Source organism: Methanoculleus frigidifontis, assembly GCF_030464345.1.
Lineage (GTDB): Archaea > Halobacteriota > Methanomicrobia > Methanomicrobiales > Methanoculleaceae > Methanoculleus_A > Methanoculleus_A frigidifontis.
Window position 1 is genome coordinate 1 of the sequence record NZ_VCYH01000010.1, and the last position, 21,151, is coordinate 21,151.

Annotated in this window: 27 protein-coding genes; 17 read left to right on the forward strand and 10 right to left on the reverse strand. The window is 61.8% G+C overall.

The genetic code is table 11. The features are described 5' to 3' along the window. The first annotated feature begins 121 nt into the window (after positions 1–121). Both FGU65_RS13185 and FGU65_RS13190 read left to right on the forward strand, forming a co-directional pair. Positions 122–340, forward strand: coding sequence for a GNAT family N-acetyltransferase (locus FGU65_RS13185; protein ID WP_301665067.1), 219 nt, complete (start codon positions 122–124; stop codon positions 338–340). 68 nt (positions 341–408) lie between these two features. Then, the gene (locus FGU65_RS13190) at positions 409–594 is read left to right on the forward strand and encodes a rubredoxin (RefSeq protein WP_437344453.1); all 186 of its coding nucleotides are present in this window, start codon (positions 409–411) and stop codon (positions 592–594) included. A gap of 9 nt (positions 595–603) precedes the next feature. Here the strand turns inward: FGU65_RS13190 and FGU65_RS13195 are convergent, their stop codons facing one another. Genes FGU65_RS13195 through FGU65_RS13215 form a run of 5 tightly spaced genes read right to left on the reverse strand, consistent with a single transcriptional unit; the run spans position 604 to position 2,920 of the window. Continuing rightward, the gene (locus FGU65_RS13195; RefSeq protein WP_301664959.1) at positions 604–1,113 is read right to left on the reverse strand and encodes a UbiA family prenyltransferase; all 510 of its coding nucleotides are present in this window, start codon (positions 1,111–1,113) and stop codon (positions 604–606) included. Next, positions 1,074–1,451, reverse strand: a complete 378-nt coding sequence (locus FGU65_RS13200) for a UbiA family prenyltransferase (RefSeq protein ID WP_301664960.1) — start codon at positions 1,449–1,451, stop codon at positions 1,074–1,076. The genes FGU65_RS13195 and FGU65_RS13200 overlap by 40 nt, the downstream gene beginning before the upstream one ends. A 10-nt stretch (positions 1,452–1,461) precedes the next feature. Next, positions 1,462–1,899 (reverse strand): GNAT family N-acetyltransferase, encoded by a 438-nt coding sequence (locus tag FGU65_RS13205; RefSeq protein ID WP_301664961.1) that lies wholly within the window; start codon positions 1,897–1,899, stop codon positions 1,462–1,464. Between the two features lie 48 nt (positions 1,900–1,947). After that, the gene (locus FGU65_RS13210; RefSeq protein ID WP_301664962.1) at positions 1,948–2,469 is read right to left on the reverse strand and encodes a hypothetical protein; all 522 of its coding nucleotides are present in this window, start codon (positions 2,467–2,469) and stop codon (positions 1,948–1,950) included. Between the two features lie 52 nt (positions 2,470–2,521). After that, on the reverse strand, positions 2,522–2,920 hold the full coding sequence (locus FGU65_RS13215; protein ID WP_301664963.1) for a hypothetical protein: 399 nt from the start codon (positions 2,918–2,920) through the stop codon (positions 2,522–2,524). Between the two features lie 115 nt (positions 2,921–3,035). Between FGU65_RS13215 and FGU65_RS13220 the strand changes: the two genes are divergently transcribed. The 11 genes from FGU65_RS13220 (at position 3,036) to FGU65_RS13270 (ending at position 15,520) form a co-directional block, all read left to right on the forward strand. Beyond that, positions 3,036–4,550, forward strand: a complete 1,515-nt coding sequence (locus tag FGU65_RS13220) for a transglutaminase-like domain-containing protein (RefSeq protein ID WP_301664964.1) — start codon at positions 3,036–3,038, stop codon at positions 4,548–4,550. A 251-nt stretch (positions 4,551–4,801) separates the two neighbouring features. Next, positions 4,802–5,155 (forward strand): tetratricopeptide repeat protein, encoded by a 354-nt coding sequence (locus FGU65_RS13225; RefSeq protein ID WP_301664965.1) that lies wholly within the window; start codon positions 4,802–4,804, stop codon positions 5,153–5,155. 525 nt (positions 5,156–5,680) lie between these two features. Beyond that, complete coding sequence (locus FGU65_RS13230) at positions 5,681–7,030, forward strand: PAS domain S-box protein (RefSeq protein WP_301664966.1); 1,350 nt, start codon at positions 5,681–5,683, stop codon at positions 7,028–7,030. A gap of 93 nt (positions 7,031–7,123) precedes the next feature. Further along, entirely contained in the window at positions 7,124–7,540 is a 417-nt protein-coding gene (locus FGU65_RS13235) for a hypothetical protein (protein ID WP_301664967.1), read from the forward strand. 62 nt (positions 7,541–7,602) lie between these two features. Then, the gene (locus FGU65_RS13240) at positions 7,603–8,721 is read left to right on the forward strand and encodes a chloride channel protein (protein WP_301664968.1); all 1,119 of its coding nucleotides are present in this window, start codon (positions 7,603–7,605) and stop codon (positions 8,719–8,721) included. A gap of 100 nt (positions 8,722–8,821) precedes the next feature. Beyond that, complete coding sequence (locus FGU65_RS13245; RefSeq protein ID WP_301664969.1) at positions 8,822–9,244, forward strand: hypothetical protein; 423 nt, start codon at positions 8,822–8,824, stop codon at positions 9,242–9,244. A gap of 129 nt (positions 9,245–9,373) precedes the next feature. Next, on the forward strand, positions 9,374–10,573 hold the full coding sequence (locus FGU65_RS13250; RefSeq protein WP_301664970.1) for an aldo/keto reductase: 1,200 nt from the start codon (positions 9,374–9,376) through the stop codon (positions 10,571–10,573). A 2-nt stretch (positions 10,574–10,575) separates the two neighbouring features. Continuing rightward, complete coding sequence (locus FGU65_RS13255) at positions 10,576–11,169, forward strand: TetR/AcrR family transcriptional regulator (RefSeq protein WP_301664971.1); 594 nt, start codon at positions 10,576–10,578, stop codon at positions 11,167–11,169. 176 nt (positions 11,170–11,345) lie between these two features. Next, complete coding sequence (locus FGU65_RS13260) at positions 11,346–14,168, forward strand: PAS domain S-box protein (protein ID WP_301664972.1); 2,823 nt, start codon at positions 11,346–11,348, stop codon at positions 14,166–14,168. A gap of 149 nt (positions 14,169–14,317) precedes the next feature. Further along, complete coding sequence (locus FGU65_RS13265; RefSeq protein WP_301664973.1) at positions 14,318–14,665, forward strand: DUF3795 domain-containing protein; 348 nt, start codon at positions 14,318–14,320, stop codon at positions 14,663–14,665. A 171-nt stretch (positions 14,666–14,836) separates the two neighbouring features. Next, positions 14,837–15,520, forward strand: coding sequence for an isochorismatase family protein (locus FGU65_RS13270; protein WP_301664974.1), 684 nt, complete (start codon positions 14,837–14,839; stop codon positions 15,518–15,520). Positions 15,521–15,661: 141 nt separating this feature from the next. On the opposite strand, the gene FGU65_RS13275 is transcribed toward FGU65_RS13270, so the two are convergent. Together FGU65_RS13275 and FGU65_RS13280 are read right to left on the reverse strand one after the other, a co-directional pair. Further along, complete coding sequence (locus FGU65_RS13275; RefSeq protein ID WP_301664975.1) at positions 15,662–16,738, reverse strand: alpha/beta fold hydrolase; 1,077 nt, start codon at positions 16,736–16,738, stop codon at positions 15,662–15,664. Next, entirely contained in the window at positions 16,699–17,052 is a 354-nt protein-coding gene (locus FGU65_RS13280; RefSeq protein WP_301664976.1) for a hypothetical protein, read from the reverse strand. Before FGU65_RS13280 ends, FGU65_RS13275 begins: the two co-directional genes overlap by 40 nt. A 66-nt stretch (positions 17,053–17,118) precedes the next feature. On the opposite strand from FGU65_RS13280, the gene FGU65_RS13285 reads away from it, so the two are divergent. The 4 genes from FGU65_RS13285 to FGU65_RS13300 all read left to right on the forward strand — a co-directional run bounded on the left by FGU65_RS13285 (position 17,119) and on the right by FGU65_RS13300 (position 19,273). Further along, on the forward strand, positions 17,119–17,361 hold the full coding sequence (locus FGU65_RS13285) for a type II toxin-antitoxin system HicB family antitoxin (protein ID WP_301664977.1): 243 nt from the start codon (positions 17,119–17,121) through the stop codon (positions 17,359–17,361). Continuing rightward, positions 17,358–17,516: a hypothetical protein gene (locus FGU65_RS13290; protein ID WP_301664978.1), complete on the forward strand. Its 159-nt coding sequence runs from the start codon at positions 17,358–17,360 to the stop codon at positions 17,514–17,516. The genes FGU65_RS13285 and FGU65_RS13290 overlap by 4 nt, the downstream gene beginning before the upstream one ends. A 178-nt stretch (positions 17,517–17,694) precedes the next feature. Then, entirely contained in the window at positions 17,695–18,132 is a 438-nt protein-coding gene (locus FGU65_RS13295; protein ID WP_301664979.1) for an FKBP-type peptidyl-prolyl cis-trans isomerase, read from the forward strand. A 511-nt stretch (positions 18,133–18,643) separates the two neighbouring features. Next, on the forward strand, positions 18,644–19,273 hold the full coding sequence (locus FGU65_RS13300; protein ID WP_301664980.1) for a type 1 glutamine amidotransferase family protein: 630 nt from the start codon (positions 18,644–18,646) through the stop codon (positions 19,271–19,273). 597 nt (positions 19,274–19,870) lie between these two features. On the opposite strand, the gene FGU65_RS13305 is transcribed toward FGU65_RS13300, so the two are convergent. The 3 genes from FGU65_RS13305 to FGU65_RS13315 are packed head-to-tail and all read right to left on the reverse strand — an operon-like array spanning position 19,871 to position 21,069. After that, entirely contained in the window at positions 19,871–20,206 is a 336-nt protein-coding gene (locus FGU65_RS13305) for a type II toxin-antitoxin system PemK/MazF family toxin (protein ID WP_301664981.1), read from the reverse strand. Position 20,207: 1 nt separating this feature from the next. Beyond that, entirely contained in the window at positions 20,208–20,738 is a 531-nt protein-coding gene (locus FGU65_RS13310; protein ID WP_301664982.1) for a hypothetical protein, read from the reverse strand. Further along, positions 20,728–21,069, reverse strand: a complete 342-nt coding sequence (locus FGU65_RS13315) for a transcriptional regulator (RefSeq protein WP_301664983.1) — start codon at positions 21,067–21,069, stop codon at positions 20,728–20,730. The genes FGU65_RS13310 and FGU65_RS13315 overlap by 11 nt, the downstream gene beginning before the upstream one ends. Positions 21,070–21,151 lie beyond the last annotated feature (82 nt).

Genomic DNA, 21,151 nt, shown 5'->3' on the forward strand with positions numbered 1-21,151 from the left:
CCGAGCGGTAGCTCTCGAGAAAATCCAAAAGAACCCCTAAAGGCAAGAGTTCAGGAAGAAAGCGGCTCAGCAGTGGCGGAACGAAAGAGCAAATCCTTGATGGAAGAGAGGGTTAATCGCAATTCTCCCGGGATGTACCGGCAGGGGGCTCGGGTCGCGGATGCTCGCCCACCTCGAGCGGGAGGGGAGGAAGCAGGGGATCGGCTGCATCCTCGCCGGCATCTCCTCCAGGAACATGGGGAGCATCCGCTTCCACAACAAAAACGGATTCGTCGAATGCGGCAGGTTCCGGAACGTCGGCAGGAAGCGGGGAGAATTCTTCGACGTCGTCTGGATGTAGAAGGGGATCTGAAGACACTTCTCCAAAGACCGTACCTTTTTCTCCTTCCAGAAGATATCCCTCTCCCGATGACCATGGATCTGTATCGCTGCTCCGTCTGCGGCCATATCTACGACCCGAAGCTGGGCGACCCGTCGGCGAACATACCGCCGGGAACCGCCTTCGAAGATCTGCCCGACGACTGGCACTGCCCGGTCTGCCTTGCAGCGAAGAGCAAGTTCTACAAATACGAGATGCCGACGTTCAAACGCTAAAGCGGTCGGCTAGAGTACGGCCTCTGCGATGATCGCCACCACGGAGACGAGCAGTAAAGCGTGCACGAGCGGGAGCGCTCGCATCGCCGCATCGTCGCTCTTCTGCCGGAGGAACCGGGCGTTCGCCGCCGCGAGCAGGACGAGCCCGACGGTGAACCCTGCGGCTGCTACCGTGCCGAGCGTCGCGGCAAAGACGGCCGCCAGCACGGCGTGCACCAGCGAAAAGCCCAGCACCCACCGCGCCGCGCCCGCCATCCCGTAGATGACCGGGATCGTCGCGAGCCCCCGGGCGCGATTGTTGGCGATATCTGCCATGTCATTGACCGCGAGGTGGGCGAGCGTCCGGGGGTAGAAGAAGAGGAAGTAGAGGAGGGCGGTCGCATCCGGACCGCCGACCGCGAGGTAGCCTGCGACCGGAAAGAGGGCGAAGTAGGTCCTCCCCACGACCTGGGCGATGGGAAACGCCTGCTTTCGCTTCTTCACCTGGTAGAAGTACTCCGCCGCGTAGGAGTAGGCCATGATGGCGAGGGCGTAGAGGCTGCCGGGAACGGGAGTGCGGCGATCAAGACCGCCGCGAGGGCTGCCAGCAGCAGGAAGAGGGCAAGAGCGGTCAAGGGGGCGATCCTGCCTTCCGGCAGCGGCCGCTCGTGAAACGGACGCCAGTAGCGGGTGAGCCGTCCGCCCACATCCCGCCGGTCGATATCACGATCGACGTAGTCGTTGAGGACGAGCAGGCTCCAGGAGAATCCACCGTAATTCTGAAAGGCGAGCAGCATCCCGGAGCAGAAGAGGAACGGCCAGATAACGGCGAAGTGAGCCCGCGTAAGATCGATGAAGGCTGCGAGTCTCCGGTTCACATCCATCCCATCAGAAGTAGACGACGAAATCCGTCTTCACACCCCGCGAAAATCCGGCGTTTTCGTAGAACCGGAGCGTGGCCTCGTCCTTCGCCCCCGTCGCGAGCATCACCTTGTAGCAGCGGCGCTCCCGGGCAAGCCGGACGGCCTCGTGCAGCACCGCCGTCCCGTACCCCTTCCTGCGGTAGCCCGGGTGGGTGATGACGTTCTCGATCACCCCGTACGGCCGAAAGCCCCGCGTGAGATTCTTGACGACGGCGAGGGTGCAGGAGGAGACCGGCACGCCGTCCGCTTCGTGCACGATGCAGAAGAGGTTCGGGTCGCCACAGATCTCCTGCCAGAGTGATTCCAGGCCGGCGGCATCGGTGCAGACCGGGTCCTCCGGGTGCAGGATCCGGTAGAGGGCGAGGAGGGCGCCCAGTTCGTCGGGGCGGATCAGGCGGGGCATCGGATGATCAGTATTCTTTCGGCAGGAGATAAAGGTCGGGATTTTTCCCTACCCCGGCCACTCCTCACGGCTATAGCAGAGCCCCATCTCCCGGGAGAGGCGCTCCCAGATGAGGTGGTTGAAGAAGCGGGCGTCGTCTCCCTCCGGGACACCCTCCCGCCGCCCGACCTCGAGGAACCGGATGCGGAACTCAAGGTAGAAACGGCAATCGTTCTCGATCGCGTGGTAGCGCTCCCGGATCGCCTCAGGCGCCGGCCAGCCTGCGGCGCCGGGCTTCATCGAGAAGGTGAAGCGCTGCCCGGCCACCCGGATCTCCCGAAGATCGGCCTCGACGGCTTTCGTCACGTCCCCGAGCGAGAAAGAGTTTGTATACGGCCCGGTGTGGTTGTGGGTCAGGATGCCGCGGCGCATCAGGGAGAACTCCTCGTCGGTGAACCCGACGCCGAAGATGTAGCCCTGGGTGATCCCGCCTTTCAGGAGTGTCCACTCGTCTGCAAAGATGCAGGCGATCTCGTGGTCGCTTCCGCGGATCCGGCGTTCACAGTCGAAGAGGTTCCGACACGGGGGCATGGCGGAGCGGCCGTATGGCCGGCACTGCAGATAAGTGTGTGCAGCGGGGAGGTTATCCGGTTCCCCCCGCCGCCTGCTCCGCCGCGTACCCGATCCCGACGGCGATGATCGGGATCGTGAGGTAGCGAAGGCCGATCTCCGCCATGTAGGTGCCGGCGTCCATCCCGGAGAGGGGCAGGAGGACGGCGGCGTCGAGCGCCCAGTTGATCAGGAGCCAGACCCCGCCGAGCAGGGCGCCTTCCCGGAGGTAGCGGGCGTGCACGCCCCTGAAGTAGAGGAGGATGAGAGCGGTGCCGACTGCTGCGGAGAAGACAATCATGACCGACTTGATCAGGAATATGTCGTAGAGCGGCTCGCCCTCCGGCGAGTAGAGGGGGACCGCGAGGAGGAAGGGGAGAAGCCAGGTGAGGAGCCCGAAGCCGAGGAGTTTTCCAGCCGATCTCGCGTTCATGGAAGAAGAATGTCATGCAGGCGTGATATACCGATCGAAACCGCACCGGTTCCCGGGAGGGGAAAGCAACTTCATATAGGAAGGTATTTGCTGCATCTCCATCCCATCATCTCCTATGCGATACTGCACCACGCTCATCCTCCTGATTGGAGCAGCCCTCCTCCTGGCCGCCTCGGCAGGGTGTACCGGCACATCGGAGGTCACAACCGGGTCATCCGCCGCCGGGGAGGCGTACTCCCGCGGCCTGGCCGAATACCAGGCAGCGAACTACCGGACCGCAGAAGCATCCTTTGCCGAGGCTTACGCCCTCGCCACCGACACAGGGGATGCGGATACGGCTCTTCTGGCCAGGAATGCGATCTTCCGGACGAACCGAACGATTATGGAGTACCCGTTCGGCAGATCCGATGCAGAAGCGGCTATGCGGGAAGCGATCCCGGGCATCACTGAGGAGCAGATCCGCAACTGGCTCGATCACCGCGCCCAGACGATCGTCTCCGACGGTGAAACGCTGTACTTCTACGATGTCGGCGCCGATTATCTCTATGCACACCCGGAGGAGATGCAAAGGCTGGGCGCTCGCAGGATTGACTTCGATTTCGTCTCCCGCTACGCCCTCATGGACGGGCAGACCGACGGAACCGGCCCATACGTAAACCCGGTGCGCTACACAGGCTTCGAGACGCTTGCGATCCCGAACGAGGCACTCCCGGCGACGGGAGCCCTCCGGATCTGGTACCCGCTCCCGGTCGAGACGGACTCGCAGCGAAACGTCACCGTTGCGAACCTCTCGTATCCGGCGTATATCGTGAAAGGGCCGTTCACCACCGGCCCGATCGGCTACGTCTACTACGAGATTCCGGTCGAGAAGATCGCGGGCGACCTGAACCTCACGGCGGAGATCGGGTTTACCTCGTACGAGCAGCGGTTCGCGATCGATCCGGCGCTGGTCGGCGAGTATGACACCAGCGACCCCGAATATCTCCTTTACACCGCATCCGAGCGGAACATCGAGATCACGGACGCTATCCGGGATACGGCGCACAAGATCGTCGGGAACGAGACGAACCCGCACCTCCAGGCGCAGCTGATCTACCACCACATCATCAGGACCTACCCCTACAGCCACGTCCCGCACTGCTCACTCGATGCCCGGGTGCCGCACGTGCCAGAGTCCACCTACATGTTCGAGACCGATCATGGCGACTGCGGGACGCAGAGCATGCTCTTCTCTGCGTTCTGCCGGTCGCTCGGGATCCCAGCCCGCGCTATCGGGGGATACCAGATGCTGCTTACCGGTGCTCCCTCCTCGCACTTCTGGGCAGAGTACTCCCTGCCCGGCTACGGCTGGGTGCCGTGCGACCCGACGGTCGCCGACGTGGCCGACTGGCTCGCCGTCCCGGATGAAGAGCGGGAGGCGTTCAAGGAATACTACGCCATGAATCTCGACCCGGCACGGTTCGTCATCCAGAAGAACGTCGACGCACCGCTTGACCCGCCCGTTCCGGACGACGCCGTCGTCTTCAGGCTTGTCCGGCAGACCCCGGCGATCGTCTCAGACACGGCGGACTACGATATCGATCTTGCCTGTATGGGGTGCTTCGGCGCCAACCTGACCGCCGTCAGGTAAAGCCCACTCATTTTTGCCTGCGGAGCAGGAGAGGAAAATTCAACGCCTGAAAACGCTTTTTTGCCATGGACGTCCGGATCATCGCCGCCTGACGAGGGGTAGTACAAAAAGGTGGCCGCCGGATCACCCGTCACCATCCCGGGCAGCAAAGAGAGGGCTGCAACCTGCGAAGGCGAGCGGACATATATCTCCCCACACCTATATGGCTAACATTTAAATATTCATATTGCTACATACCCATTTGTTAGAATATGGATATAGACCTCGCAAGATACGTTCCCCTATATTCAGCCATCAGCGGGTTTCACGCGTCTGCCGCTTCCCTGAATTCAGGCGAACCCGATGCGGCGTTGAAACAGAAGGGGGACATGTACCGGGCCGTGCGGGAATTCGACGCCGCTATCGAGTGCTACCGCAGGGCACTGGAACAGAATCCCCATGGCGCGGCGATATGGGCTTCGCTCGGGGAATCATACGACGAGCTCGGGCAGTACCAGGAGGCATTGTGCTGCTACGACAGGGCACTCATGATCAACCCGAACGACAGGAGGACGGCCAACGGTCGGAGCAATCTCCTCCTCAACCTGGCTTCACCGAACCGGTGAAGGGCGGCGCGAACCGGGCATCATACGCAAGTACACCCTCCCTGCAGATCGCGCCCGGTTTTGCACCACGGGACGGCTATCCAGCAATCGCCCGGTATGGCGGATTCTGTGGCCCTGCACACCGGAAGCGTCCTGTACACGCAGGTTTCACGGCTGCATGTGGGCAGCCTGCTCTTTTTTCCGCTCGTCAGCAACCCCACCGGGACAGCAGTGCATCGCGGATCTCTGCGGCCGGTTTCCCCGGATATTTCCAGGACAATTGCGACCGCCCGCACGGTTCACCAAAAAACCCGGCATGTATGCACCTGCACTTCAGGAGAAGATTTATTATATCGCAGGGGAGAATGCGATCGCGCAGCGGGCCGGGAGCCGCCCTCCGGTTCCGGCACCAATATGCAGAACGGGGTCTGCAGGAGAGAGAACCGCGAGAGCTGACCCGGCAGGTGCGGTGCTGCACGAAACCCCCGTATACCAGCGGCATCACGCTATACAGGAAATACCGCACTACTTTCCCAAGGGGCACGCATGAAGAGTGAGTTCCGGCCATATAACCTCTATCTCACGCTCGGAAAGGTGGCGATATTCACCTTCGCCCTGATGAGCGTATACCAGTTCGTCAAGGACACCCTCTATCCCGAAATAACCCTCGCAGAGTCGCACATCAATACCATCCTTTTTACCACGTTGCTGGCCACGACCGCCGCATACTTCGCCCTCCGGAAACAGCAGTCCCTCCTGACGATGCTGGTGGCTGAAACCACCGAGCGGCGGGGGGCGGAGGAGGCCCTGAAAAAGAGCGAGGAGAAGTTCCGCTCCATCGTCGAGCTGGCGAACGAGGGCATCCTGCAGCGGGACAGCAGTTCCCGAATTACGTACGTCAACAACAAGATGGCCGGCATGCTCGGGTATTCGGCTCTGGAGTTGCTCGGCCGATCGCTGACCGAAATTCTTTTTCCGGAAGATCTCGACGAGCACCGGAGCCGGATGACGGAGCGGGAGCAGGGCCGCGGCGGCAGATACGAGTGCCGGCTCCGGCACCGGGACGGCAGCGAGCGGTGGGTTTTGGTCTCGGCAACCGCCCAAAAAGACGGATCCGGTACGCCTGCCGGATCCTTTGCCATGTTCACCGACATTACCGAGCGGAAGCAGGCAGAGGAGGCGCTCCAGCGCCACACCGACGACCTTGCCCGGCTCCACCGCGACCTCGACGCGGCGAACCGGGAGGCGAACCTCTACCTCGATATTCTCACCCACGACATCGGCAACACTGAGAACGTCTCAAGCCTCTATGCCGAGCTCCTGATCGATGCGCAGGACGGGGACGCACGGGAGTACACGGAGAAACTGCAGCGCAGCATCCGAAAGAGCATCGAGATCCTGGGGAACGTCTCCAAAATCCGACGGATCCATCAGCCCTCCGGCGGGCACAAGCGCGTGAACCTGGACGACATTGTCCAAAGCGAGATCGCACAGTTCCCCGGGAATATCATCCACTGCGACGCGGCCGGCTGCCGGGTCTGGGCCGACGACCTCCTCTCCGAGGTCTTCGCAAACCTCATCGGCAATGCCGTCAAGTTCGGCGGCCCCGGCGTCGAGGTTGCTGTCCGGGTAGAAGAAGAGGACGGGCTCGTCCGGGTCTCGATCGAGGATACCGGCCCGGGGATCCCCGACACCGATAAACAGGCGGTCTTCCACCGCTACGAGCAGAAACGGCGGGGCGTCGGGGAAGGTCTCGGCCTCTTTCTGGTGCAGGTGCTCATCGAGCGCTACGGCGGCACCATCTGGGCAGACGACCGGGTGGCAGGCCGGCCGGAGGAAGGGGCGGCCTTCCGGTTCACCCTCCGGAAGGCCGAGCAGGACACCCCTGCAGAGTGAGCCGGAACCGGGCATTGAATCCGGCAACTGCTGCTCGGATAAAAAAGAAATCTTTTTGAGCAGCCCGAAGAGATATCCGTCCTGTGAACATGCATGAATGCGAAAAATATCCTCGCAGGCGGATTCATCGGTGGCATCGCCCTCTTCGCCGTGAACTTCGTCGTCTCGGCGATCATTCTGGCCGTCGCTCCCTATGACATCCTCGCCCTGGGCGGGATGCGTGCGGCGGAGGACCCGCTGCTGGTCTTCTTCTTCGCCTATCCGTTCGTCCTTTCGTTCGCGGCGGCCATCATCTACGACCTGGTGCAGGGGTCGCTGCAGGGCACGCCGAGCGGCAGGGGTGCGACTTTCGGTGCAGGCCTCGTCCTGCTCTACACGGTGCCGAGCCTCTTTATCACGTTTACGTCGATGAACTACCCGGCCGGGTTCTACTTTGAAAACCTCCTCTTCGGGCTCGTCGGGTTCCCGCTCATCGGCGTCATCTACGCAATGCTCTGGGAGCGGCTCTAAAAGAGGGTGGAACGCATTCGCGGCCAGGATATTATATACCAGTTCGGCCAGGGAGAGAACGTGTGACCCCCCATCGTGACGGCAGCTCCGTCCGCTTCGTGATCGTCGCCGTTCTGCTCGCTCTCGCGGCAGCCGGAGCGATGGTGGTCTTCCTCGAGGTGCAGTACACGGGGGAGGCGCTCTTCTGGCCAAAGACTCCTCCCGTCCCCTTCTTCACCCTGATCCTCACGACCGTCGGCGGCCTGGCGGTCGGGCTCTGCCTGCACGTCTTCGGCGACCACGTGCAGCTGCTCCAGCAGGCCCTCACGGAGTTTCGGAAGACCGGCCGGTTCGAGCCCCGCCACCTCCCCGCCGGGCTGCTCGCCATCTACCTCTCCCTGGTCTTCGGCGCAAGCCTCGGGCCCGAGGTGGCAGCCATCGACCTCGGCGGGAGCATGGGCACGCTCGCGGGCGACCGGCTGAAGCACGAGGTGCGGAGGCTCGCGACCGTCGGGATCGTCGGGAGCCTGATCGGGTTCGGGGTCTACCTCGGGCTCACCCGGACGACCGGCGGCGCCCTGTATCCGCTCCCTCCGATGGGGGAGATCCTCCCGCTCTACCTCCTCTACGCCGCCGTCCTCGGGCTCGTCGGTGCTGGTGCGGGCGTCCTCTTCATCGCCGCCTTCCACCTCTTCAGCCGGATGATGGAGCCCCTCGCCGGGCAGTACCTGGTCAGGGGAGCGGCCGGCGGCATTGGCCTCGGGATCGCCGCGACGGCGTTTCCCCTCGTGCTCTTCTCGGGCCAGAACGAGTTTGTGACCGTTCTGGAGACCGGCGTCGCCGCCGGTGCCGTCGCGCTGCTGCTGCTCGCCGCGGCAAAGATCCTGGCCAGCACCTGGTGCATGGCCACGGTCTTCAAGGGCGGCCCCGTCTTCCCCCTGATCTTTGCGGGCGGCACCCTCGGCGTCGCCGTCAGCGTTCTCTTCCCGTTCATCCCGCCCGCCGTCGCCGTCCCCGCCGTCATGGCAGGGATGATCATCTGCGTCCTGAAGATGCCTGCCGTGGTGATCCCGATCGTTGCGCTCGTCTTCCTGCAGTGGGAGATCCTGATCGTCGTCACCGTTGCGGCCGTGGCCGGCTACTACGCCACCCGGAGCGTCATGATGTTCCCGCCCGAAAGCGAAGGGGAAGGAGCGGGATGAGCGCCCGATCCTCACAATCACGAGCGGAGTGACCGGAGAAGAGTGACGGGTCTCCCGCCGGGGATCTGCAACACTACTTTTATCTGCATCGGTGCGTCTGATGCACCCGGCGATCCGTATGATCGGTGAGATGATCGGAGAACTGACGGGCAACGTGATCGGGCAGCGTATTGTCCGGCATTATGGAAGAGAACCGAAACTCGAGAGGACCATGGAACTGAAGGGAAAACTCCTCGACACCGAAGTGACCATTATTGCCACGTTCTGGTCCAAGGAGAGGCCGCAAGGCGGGGTATACGCAGAAGGAAACGCGATCGTGACGACGAGTGCCGGCGAAACCGCCACAGTCCATGCATCCGGGATCAGCGTTCCGAGTGAAGGCCCGGGATGGAGCATGCGGGGAATCCGCTACCTGCAGACCACCTCATCTGCCCTGAGCAGGCTTAACAGCGTAGCGCTGGTGTTCGAGGTCGAGATCGCGCCGGATGGAACAATCGACGACAAAACCTGGGAGTGGAAATAGATCCCCGGCAGTATTCCATTGCCGAAGGCGGGTCCGGGGAAGCGGCAGCGAAACGTATATAGGTGCGACGGAGTTATTGTACTGCTACCCATACTGACTGATTAGTCAGTCAAGAAGCCTGGTGAAACCATGCAGTACAGAACAGTCCCGAAGAACGGCGATGCGCTCTCCGCCCTCGGATTCGGCGCCATGCGCCTCCCGACGCGTTTCGGCCGGATAGACGAAGCGCGTGCGGTCCGGCAGCTCCGGAGCGCGATCGACAGCGGCGTCAACTACCTCGACACCGCCTACCCCTATCACAACGGCGAGAGCGAGAAGGTCCTTGGAAAGGCACTCCGGGACGGTTACCGGGAGCGGGTGAAGATCGCAGACAAGCTCCCCCACTGGCAGATCAAAAGCCGGGAGGATATGGACCGGATCCTCGATCTGCAGCTCCGGCGGCTCCAGACCGACCGTATCGACTACTACCTGCTCCACTCGCTCGATGCGAAGTCCTGGAAGAAACTCGCCGGTCTCGACGTCTTCGGGTTCTTGGAAGCTGCACGGGACGCAGGGAAGATCGGGAACCTCGGGTTCTCCTTCCACGGCGACCGAAAGACCTTCCGGGAGATCGTCGACGCCTACGACTGGACGTTCTGCCAGATCCAGTACAACTTCCTCGACGAGGAGAACCAGGCGGGGAGGGAAGGACTCGAGTACGCCGCCTCGAAAGATATCGCCGTTATCGTCATGGAACCCCTCCGGGGCGGGATGCTCGCCGCAGGTCTCCCGAAAGACGTGCAGGAGGTCTACGACGCCTCCGGGAGCGCCCGCTCCCCGGCGGAGTGGGCGCTCCGGTGGATCTGGGACCACCCGGAGGTGACGGTCGTCCTCTCCGGCATGAACGACGAAGCCCACATCGCGGAGAACATCCGGACCTGTGAAGACGCGTTGCCCGGCTGTCTGAGCGACGCCGAACGTGCCGTGGTCGATGCGGCGGCGGCATCCTACAAAAGCAGGATACGCGTCAACTGCACGGGATGCGCCTACTGCATGCCCTGCCCGTTCGGCGTCAACATCCCGCAGTGCTTCCACTTCTACAACCAGTACCACATGGGCGGCAGCCGGATGCTGACCAGGGGGTTTTACATCGCCCAGGTGATCGGGTTCGACGATCACCCTGCAAACGCCTCCCTCTGCCGGAGCTGCGGGAAATGCGTCAGGGCATGCCCCCAGGGTATTGCGATCCCCGACGAACTGCAGAAGGTCTCCCGCGACCTCGACGGCTTCTCGACAAAACTGATGAAGCCGCTCGTGAAGATGCTGATGACGCGGCGGCAGAAAGAGTGACCATGGCGGATACGGGCACATCCGACGATACCCGGGAGAAGATCCTCCGGTCGGCACTGCGCCTCTTCACGACGCAGGGGTTCCACGCAACACCGACAGCGCAGATCAGCAGGGGGGCAGGGGTCTCTACAGGTGCGCTCTTCCACCATTTCACCGACAAGGCCACCCTCACAAGCGAGGTCTATCTCGCGATAAAGCGGGAGATGGCGGCAGACCTCCGGGAGGGCGACGATATGGCCCTTCCCGTGCGGAAGCGGATCACCGGCGGGATCCGACGCTACATAGAATGGGGAGTCTCTCATCCGGAGGAGCGGGCGTTTCTAAACCTTTTCTACCACTCCCCGAATATCTGCGACGCGGTGAAGGATCGCACCTACGCGGACTTTCGGTGGCTGCACGACCTCTGTGCGGAGGCGGTGGCAGAAGGCGTGATCCGTGATGTCCCGCATCCGGTGCTCTTCACCGTGATCGTGCGGACGGCAGACGGCATCGTCGACCTTGCCGCCGCGGTGCCTCCGGGGACGGCGCGAGAGGAGGTCGTCGACGCGGGTCTTGCGGTGATCTGGCACGGCATCGGGGCGGAAGGGCCGGGGTAAACCGGCAGAACGTACTGCTGTTCTGCGCAGAAGTGCTGGTCGGGCCGGCCGGTACAAACCCTTATATCTCCGTGAACAGATGTCCCCTGGCATCCGACCGGTCAGCGGACCAGCGCGGCCGTAATTTCCGGAGACCGGAGAGGCATCCCGGGAGAGACCGCTGCAGAGGAAAGCAGATGAGCACGCAATCCCTATCCGATACGATCCTGATCATCGGGAGTGATCCTGCCGGAACGGACGTGCTCGCCGGCCATCTGACAGACCACGGCGTCAGGGTCCTGGTGGCGGGCGACGGCGAGACCGGGATCCGGATGGCCGGGGACGCCCGCCCCGCCCTCATTCTGCTCGACACCTCGGTGCCGGATATGGACGGTTTTGCAGTGTGCCGCCGGCTGAAGGCGGATGCGGCCACACAGGACATTCCGGTGATCGTTCTGATCGCCGCGCTTGAAGAGAAGGCGGCGGGATTCCACGCCGGGGCGGCGGACTATAGTATCAAACCGATTCAGCGCGAGGAGGTCGTCGCCCGCGTCGCCACCCACCTGCGCCTGCAGCGCCTGACGCGCGAGATCCGGGAGGCGGACGCCCGCCTGTATGCACTGATCGACAACCTGCCTCTTGAGTTCTGGGCTCTGGACAGAAGCCTGCGCTATACGCTGCAGAACGCAGCCAGCCGTGCACACTTCGGCGACGTGGTGGGCAGGCGGATTGATGACCTGGGGCTGCGCCCGGAGGTTGCGGCTCTCTGGGCGGAGCAGGATGCAAAGGTGCTGCAGGGCGAGGTCATCCGCGGAGAATACGAGAGAATGCTGGAAGGCGAGAGGAGAGTCTACAAGAACTTTATCGCCCCGGTCATCGTGGACGACGCCACCGTCGGGATCGCCGGCGTGGCACTGGACGTGACCGACTGTGCGCGGGCGGAGGAGGAGCGGGAGAGCGCCCTTGAGAACCTGCAGGAGCTGGAGACGATCATCAACCGGAGCCCGGCCGTCGTGTTTCTGTGGCGGGCGGAAGAGGGATGGCCGGCCGAGTACGTCTCCGAGAACGTCAGCCAGCTTGGGTACGCGCCGGCCGACTTCACCTCGGGCCGCATTCCCTACGCCCGGATCATCCACCCCGACGACCGGGAACGGGTGGCGGCGGAGGTTTCCCGGCACAGCCGCGAAGGACGCGACGAGTTCGCCCAGGAGTACCGGATACTGACTGCGTCGGGCGACGTTCTCTGGATTGACGACCGGACCTGGATCCGCCGCGGGCCGGACGGCGCCATCACGCATTACCAGGGGATCGTGCTCGACATCACCGAGCGGAAAACGGCTGAAGAGGCGCTGCAGAAAGCCCGGAGCGAGCTGGAACGGCGGGTCATTGAGCGAACCGCCGAGCTGGCCAAGATCAACCGGATGCTCAGTATCCTGAGCGAGTGCAACCAGGCCGTCGTGCGGGCTACCGAAGAGCCGGCGCTTCTGCAGGAGATCTGCCGCATCATCGTCGATGTGGGCGGTTACCCCCTGGCGTGGATCGGGTTTGCCGAAGAGGACGCCGCCCGGACGGTGCGCCCGGCGGCTTCTGCGGGTTTTGAGGACGGGTATCTGGAGACCGTCACCATCACCTGGGCGGATACCGGGCGTGGCCGCGGGCCGACCGGTACGGCGATCCGTTCGGGCAGGCCCGCCATCGCCAGCGACGTTTCGACCGACCCCGCCTTTGCCCCCTGGCGGGACGAAGCGGTCCGGCGCGGCTACGCGTCGTCAATCGCACTGCCCCTGCACGGCGACGAGCGGGTCTTCGGCGCACTGAACATCAATGCCGCGGTGCCGGACGCCTTTCACACCGGAGAGGTGCATCTGCTCGAGGAACTCGCAGGCGATCTGGCGTTCGGCATCAGGTCTCTGCGGGAGAAGGCCGAACGGAAGAAGACCGAAGAAGCGCTGCGGGAGAGCGAGGAGCGCTATCGTTTCCTTGTCGAGTTCCTACCGGACGCCGTCGCCGTGCACCGGGACGGCACCGTCGTCTACGTGAACCCTGCCGGTATCCGGCTCCTCGGCGGGAAGAGTCCTGAGGACTTTCTGGGCAGACCGGCGTACCAGTTCGTGCATCCCGAGTTTCTCAATCTCGTCGACGAGCAGATCCGCCGGATGCAGCAGGAGGGCACGGAAACGCCGCTCTTCGAGCAGAAACTCCGGACCCTCAACGGGCGGAGTCTCGACGTCGAGATCGCCGCATCACCCATCCTCTATCAGGGCCTGCCTTCGATCCTGGTTGTGTTCCGGGACGTCACCGAGCGCAAGCAGGCCGAGGAAACCCTTCGCCGCCACACCAGAGAGCTTGCCCGGCTTCACCGCGACCTTGCGTCTGCGAACCGGGAGGCGAACCTGTACCTGGACATCCTCACCCACGATATCCGCAACACCGAGAACGTCTCGAACCTTTACGCCGACCTCCTGATCGACGCGCTGGAGGGGGAGGCGGTAGGGTATGTGAAGAAACTGCAGCGGAGCATCCAGAAGAGCATCGATATTCTAAGAACCGTCTCCACCATCCGCCGGATCCACCGGGCTCCGTCCGAGCTCAAACCGATGGACCTCGATGCGGTTATCCGCGGGGTGATCGACGATTTTCCGAGCGGCACGTTCCTCTACGAAGAGACGCACATATCTGTTCTGGCAGACGACCTCCTCTCTGTGATCTTCACCAACCTCATCGGCAACGCCGTGAAGTTCGGCGGCCCGGATGTCACGATAACTGTCAGGGTTGACGAGGAAGATGGGTTCGTCCGGGTGACGGTCGCGGACACCGGCCCGGGCGTGCCGGACGAGGAGAAGGAGGCGATCTTCCACCGCTACGAACAGCAGAAGCGGGGCGTCGGCGAAGGCCTCGGGCTCTACCTGGTGCAGATCCTGGTCGAACGCTACGGCGGCGAGGTCTGGGTCGAAGACCGGGTGCCGGGGCATCCGGAGGAAGGGGCGGCGTTCCGGTTCACGCTGCGGACCGCCCCGTAACACGTGCCCGGGGAGAGAGAAGGTTCCGGCGGGTACGGCTCCGGTTGCCGACATATGCGTTGCTGAACGGGAGGGAGAACTCCGGGCACCGGTGGCCTGAGATTCTCTTTCAGAACATTCATGACCATCGAGACGAAGCTCTCTTCAGGATGTCGTTATCAGAGATTGGCTGCTGCGGCGCGTACTGCGGGAGATGCAGAGTGCTGCGGGAGCACCTCTGCAAGGGGTGCAGACTCGGCTACGATACCGGAGAGCGAGACCCCGGCAAGGCTAAGTGCAGAATAAAGGTCTGCTGCATGCAGAAGGGATATACCTCCTGTGCGGACTGCCCCGACCTCGATGCGTGTCCGACACTCGGTGAGTTCTACGGCAAGAAGGGGTACAAATACAACAAGTACCGGCAGGCGATCGCGTTCATCAGAGAGAACGGCTATCCGGCGTTTCTGGAGATCGCCGATACCTGGACGAACGCCTCCGGGAGATACCCGAAAGGGTGATCACGCTTTCGGGGCAACCCGTCCGGAGGAGCAGGCGGCGCAGGGATCAGGCATACGGAACGGAGGATTTCCGCGAAACGCCCTCATCAACCCAGCTTCTCTGATCAGGAATCAGGGTCAGGTTTTTTCTGCAGAGCCGCACAATACAGAACCGAACGGAGGTTTCGGGGGATGCAGAGAGTACGACTGTTAGCGATCGGCGATATGCAGAACGGCTTTACCCGCGAAGACGGCAATCTCGCCATTCCGGGTGCAGAGGAGATCCTCGGCCTGACGAATGATTTTTTGCGCCGGGTGGACGGCTTTTTTGATTATACGCTCATTGTGCAGGACACGCACTTTGCCGAAGAGTATGGCCGGTCCGAAGAGAGCAGGACGTTTCCTCTCCACTGCGAATACGGCACGGCCGACTGGGAGCTCTCCGTCGACGTCTCCGGTCTGCCGAATAAACACTATCTGACGAAGAACCAGTACGATATGTGGAGCCGAAGCGGTCTGCACGAGATATCGTTCGACGACCCGAAACGAAAGATTGCGTATGAGAATCTCTTTCACGTCGTCGACGACCCGCACGAACCGAGAGCGAGGACGACACGCGACGGCTTTCTTGCAATGCTGCAGCAGGCCGGCAGCGGTGCCGCGATCGACGTGACGCTGATCGGCGTGGCCGCGGACTACTGCAACCGGTACGCGATGGAAGGCTGGCTCGCGAGAGGCGCCCGCGTCACCATTCTGCAGGACCTCACGAAAGGCATCGAGAAAGAGACGCCGCAGGTGCTCGCCGAAGAGCGGTACCGGGACTATACCCCCGGCAGATTACGGGCCGTCGACAGTGCCGAATACGCGTGGGAATAGGGGAAGAACCACCGGTCCGGCCTGCACCGCGGAATATCGTGCGGGCGAATTTCAGCGAAGGGCGCATACGCATATTTGGTCGTTCTTTCATGCGAAGATCTGCACGGAGCGGGCATCACGCCCCGGGTCTTTCGAAAAAAATTATGCGGGAGATTCGTCCATCTCCAGGAATGCCGTCGTGATGGTCCCGTATTCCACGGGCGCATAACTCGAACCCGCGTGGGGGATGTCCTTGAAACGGACGAGCCACGATCCGTTGATCCGGCCTGCAATCTCGACCGCGACCGCCGGCGGGGTCAGGGCGTCCTCGGTCCCGGTGATGAGCATGACGTCGTTCGTGATACCGGAGAGACCGGCATAACTCCCCTCCCACTCAAGGTTTGCCACGGCCTCCTTTCGGACACCGGCCGGCTGGTCCGGATCTGCCGCACACGCTTCGAGAATGCCGTGCAGGATCTCGGTCTCCGGGATGGAAGCGTTGTACGTGGCGGAGGAAAGGACGGCCTTTCGCACCTTCTCCGGATGATCGATCAGGAGCTGCTGCGAGACGGTCGAGCCCATCGAGACGCCGTAGATGTTCATGCTGTCGTAGCCGAGCGCGGTCATAAGCCCTGCCGCATCGTCCGCAAGCTGTGCGATGGTATACGGTGCGTCGACGTCGGTGCTCGTTCCCATGCCGCGGTGGTCATAGATATAGACGTGGTAGGTTTCCGCGAGGATGCCGACGAACGTGGAATTCCACCACTCCATCGTCGCGCCAAAGCCGACGAGCATGAGAAGCGGCTCGGTATTTTCCGTCCCGAATTCACGGTACCCGAGCGTGACGCCGTTCACGTCGGCATACCGGATCGGCGTGTCCTCAAGCGAGATGGTCGGGGGCGTTGTCACTGCCGGTTGCTGGCTTGTCGCGGGCGTCGTGGTGCATCCGCACGAGAAGAGGAGACAGAGTGCAAGCACGAGAGTCACTGCCGTAATCGTTGTTTTCTTCATGAAGTCTCTCCTTTCTGTATCCTTCTTCTCCGGCCCGGAAAAACCTTCTTTCTCGTATTTTCCGGACGATCGCCTGCGTCGAGGCTCCGGACGGTGCCGTCCGTCGCCGGTTCGCTCTTGCTTTTCCGAATAAGCCCCGGCAGAGGGTATCGGCAGGCCGGAGTGCGGACGTCGAAGGGTGGAAATCTTCAGGTGAGAGCCTGCATCCCGGACGGGTCCGCGGCCCATACGTGCCACGTAACAACCGCTCCGTCCGTTCTATCGCACGTAAACGCGTAGACCGGAAGGAGGTACTGCTGCGCGGAGGACCGATCCTCCATCCAGCAGCCGAGCGAGATATTGCGGACGAAGTGGATCCCGGGCGAAGAGATCGGTCGGATCACGAGGTCGTTTGCGCAGAGGCGCTGGTACGCCTGCTCCGGCGTTATGATCGGTACGTAGCGGTCGGGCTCCGGGTGAAAATACCCGATGCTGTTACTCACTGCCACCACTTCGCCGCCTTCGCCGAGCTCGAAGGACGCCCGGGAGACGGGAGGGCTCAATACAGGATTCGGGCGGTGCTGCTTATATGTCATCGGGTACCGTACTCTTACAAGGGACGCGATACAATGAACCGCCTGCAGTACCGTATCCTCCTCCGGACGGAGCCGGAAGGCGGGTATACCGTCACCGTGCCGGCCCGTCCCGGGTGCGTTACCTTCGGCGAGACCGTCGGCGAGGCGATAGCGATGGCACGGGAGGCCGCCCGGGTCTACGTCGAGGACCTCCGGGAGCAGGGCGAGAAGGTTCCCGCCGAAGAAGGGCTGCTTTGCGCGTACGTTCACCGTCGAAGTCCGGGGATGAGCTCGTGACCCGAAAAATTCTCTGCTGCCCGCTCTGCCGGAGCACCGATATCTATTGGGACGCCCGCGGCCTGTATGCGACCCTCTATCATTGCCGGCAGTGCGGATACCAGGGAGCGTTCATCCTCGAACGTGACGAGGAACATGATTTTCAGCCGGATTGAGGATGTGTATCTCCGGAGTACAGTGATAGACACTCTGCGAATCTTCTGCAGGAGGGGGCGAAGCGGCGGGACGGCCGTTCCACACCCTCTCGTGAAAGACCCGGGGAGCGGGATGCTGAAGCCTCTTCAGTATTCCCGGTGCATTAAAGTACCGCCCCGACAAACCGATCAGGCATCTATGGCACCCGTAACAGACGGCGATACCCTGCTCCTGCACTTCACGAGCACCCGCCCCGACGGCGAGGTCTTTGAGGATACCCGATCGGGCGAGCCCGTCCGGGCAACCCTCGGAGCGAAGCAGATCAATCCCCTCTTTGAGGAGGCGCTGATCGGCAAAGAGGCAGGCGAGACGGTGACCGTGGTGCTGCCCCCGGAGAAGGCCTACGGGAAGTTCCGCAGGAAACTTGTGGTCACGATACAGCGCAAGAAGCTCCGACTCGACCACGAACCGGTCCCCGGCGAGTTCATCACGGTCGAGGTGCTGGGAAAACCCTGCCGGGTGACCGTGCTCGACGTGGACGAAAAAAGCATCACCGTTGATGGAAACCACCCCCTTGCCGGAGAGACGATCACCTACGCGATCACGGTTCAGGAGATCCTCGCCCGCACCAGCTAGACCCAGAGGCCTGCGCCGGATCGCACCTCAGGGCAGGATCGCTTAGGGAGATTGAGGCTCCGGAGAGGGAGTCCCAAACCGGCCGGGGTCGAGGGTCTTGATTGGCCGCCATCACAGCGGCTCCGGCGACGGTAGAGACGCCCTCAACCCGTCCCGAACAAATCCCAAATGAGCCTCTTTTTTCGAATTTAGCGAAGGTTTCGGATCCCGGGTTCCGACACAATAATTCCGCACTGAATATCGGGTAATGCTCTAAGAAACAACTGATAATGGAAAAACTCTCCAGGTGTGAGTTTTAGGTATGAACGCATGTCATTGTTCAATGTAATGCGGTCAGATTCTCTGAAATGTATTTTCAGTTGTAAACTGGAGCACTACCGATCTTTCGGTCGTCGGTCTACCCATTTTCGTTTCGGATTTCAACAGAGCACTTTTTTTTAAATTGCCGGTAATTTCGGGAAGGAAAATTGATATCCCATCCCGCCAAGGGTTGATGGCGTAGTGATGCCAAATGCCGACACTCTATCTCTATATCCTTGATACGCTTTCCGACTGGGAAACCGGCCATGCCCTTGGCGAACTCCATTCCGGGAGGTACCTCAAAGACCCGTCGCTGAAGTACGATGTCGTCCTGTGCGGAAAATCCCTGGACACGATAACGACGATGGGCGGACTGAAGTTGACACCGGGTATCACCATTGAGAATATCAGGGCAAAAAAGGGAGATCTCCTGCTCCTGCCCGGCGCAGACACCTGGCTTGATCCCGCCCATGCGTCGATTATCACTATGGTAGACACGCTCCTTGAGCAGGAGATGGTTGTTGCAGCAATCTGCGGGGCTACCCTCGGCCTGGCCAATGCCGGGCTGCTTGACAACCGGCCCCACACCAGCAATGATCCCGAAGCGCTCAAAATGTTCTGCCCCGGATACACAGGAGAGCAATTTTACCGGACAGAGCCTGCAGTGACAGACGGGAACCTTATCACGGCAAGCGGGCTTGCACCGGTTGAATTTGCCTGCAGCATATTCAGGAAACTGGATGTCATGAATCCCGCAACCCTCGACGCATGGTACGGGCTCTTTACGTTAAGGAAACCGGAATTTTTCTATGCCCTCATGGCATCCCTGCCTTCTCAATAACAAAAAAGGAAATTCCGGCTCTGTTGATAACCTGATCGGATGGGCATTGGATGGTGATGGAGCCACGGGTGCCCGGGGTCTGTCGACCCCCGCTCCGGCCTCCCAAAAGCCGCGCCCCACAGCGCATGTTACTACCTCCCGAAGACCTCCCGCCGCCCACGCATGATCACCGGAGTGTCCGTACAAAGGTGCACGTGTACGTACGCAGAAAACAGACAGCAAGAGAAAAAGAAAATGCCAAACGAACCCCGCGAAAACCGTATCCGGCGGCGACTCAACATCACCGTCTCCCCGGAAGTCCACGAGTACCTGAAAAAAACGTCGGCAACATCAGCCGATTCCTGGATGCTTTGACAAGAGATGCTATTTCCGGGATTCAGCCCGCAATACTGATACGTTCACAAAATAAGATGGACCGAGCGGGATTTGAACCCGCGGCCTCTACCATGCCAAGGCGCTCCCCCCTATACGGCCTCTGATTTCAATAATATCGCTGAATTAATCCCGGTATACAATCAGGGGATACACGCGCAGCATGATGTCGCGGGAAGGTGTTTGGGAATAGTGTTGATATCTCTCCGTCCCCGGAAAGAGCCGCTACTCCAGCGCCAATAGGTCCTTCAAAAGAACGCTTATCGCTTCCATATCCTCGACCGAGCACCGCCCGGTCTTCCGGACGAAACGGTCTTCCGAGAGGGCAACTATCTGGAAGACCAGCGCCGCACTATGAGAAGTCAGCCCGTTCTGTGAACTCTTCTCGATACCGTGGGTGTGCGGGAACGAAAAAGCCGCCGCGGTCGTCGTCAGCGGGACCACGATGGTCATACCCCCGTAGGCGACGGCGAGCACCACGGCGGGTCGAAGCCCGCTCTGCTCGTGCCCCCGTGCGTCGGTGAGATCGACGAACCAGATATCGCCTCTGCTCCGGCGCATCCTACTGCCTCATCGACCGGATGCCTGCCCGCTGCCACTCCTGCAGCTCAGCGTTGAGCGCCGCCCTCTCTTCGGCGGTGGGGACGAAGAGGTACTGCTTCGCCCGGTTGATACCCTTGACGATCTGCTCATTCGAGTAGAAGGATTTCATCCTCCGGACTGTCCGGTACGCCTGCTGCGGCGGTTGATGCATCTCGTAGGCCAGATACCCGTAGGTCGCCCCGATCTCAAGCAGGGACGGGCTTTTGCCGAAGAGGCCGGTGAGCCCGGCAACCGAATCCGCTTCGGCGGAAGAGAGCGTGCTTGCCGTCTCGCACCGGGAAAACTCGTCGGCGTGCTGGTAGTACTCCCGTGCAAGGTCCGGCGAGTAAGGTCCCCGGACGTAGAGGTGAAACGGATACGCGAATTCGACGCCCTTCAGCTTCAGTAGGTAGACGAGCTTCTGGGCAACGAGCCGGTGCTCGAACTGGCCTGTATCCATCCGGAATCCCGCTTCCCGGAAGCAGGCAATGACTTTGCTTCTATCGTTCACAGGTATCACCTTCGCAGCCCAGGAGTTTGCAGAGCCAGCCCCGGACACGCCGCCACTCGGCGAGCCCTTCCGGGGTGATGGCGTAGAGCTCCAGTTCCTTCCCTTCGAGCGTCACTTTCTCGGAGCGGAGGTACCCCATTGCAACGAGCTTCTTGAGGTTCGCGTAGAGCACGCCGTCGCTCAGGTTCAGCCCGGCCTTGAGCTGCCGTGCGGTGGCTCCGTCCTCGCCGAGCTCGGAGAGCGCCCAGAGTATCTCCAGGCGCACCCGGGAGATGAGGGTGCTGTTCACGTCCTCGGATTCTTCCACGATTGCTATCAGATCGTCAGGCATAGGCGACTTTCAACTTTGAGTAGATGTTGGAGCGGGAGGTGATAAAGGATTCGGGCGGTGCTCCTTATATGTCAGCGGTACC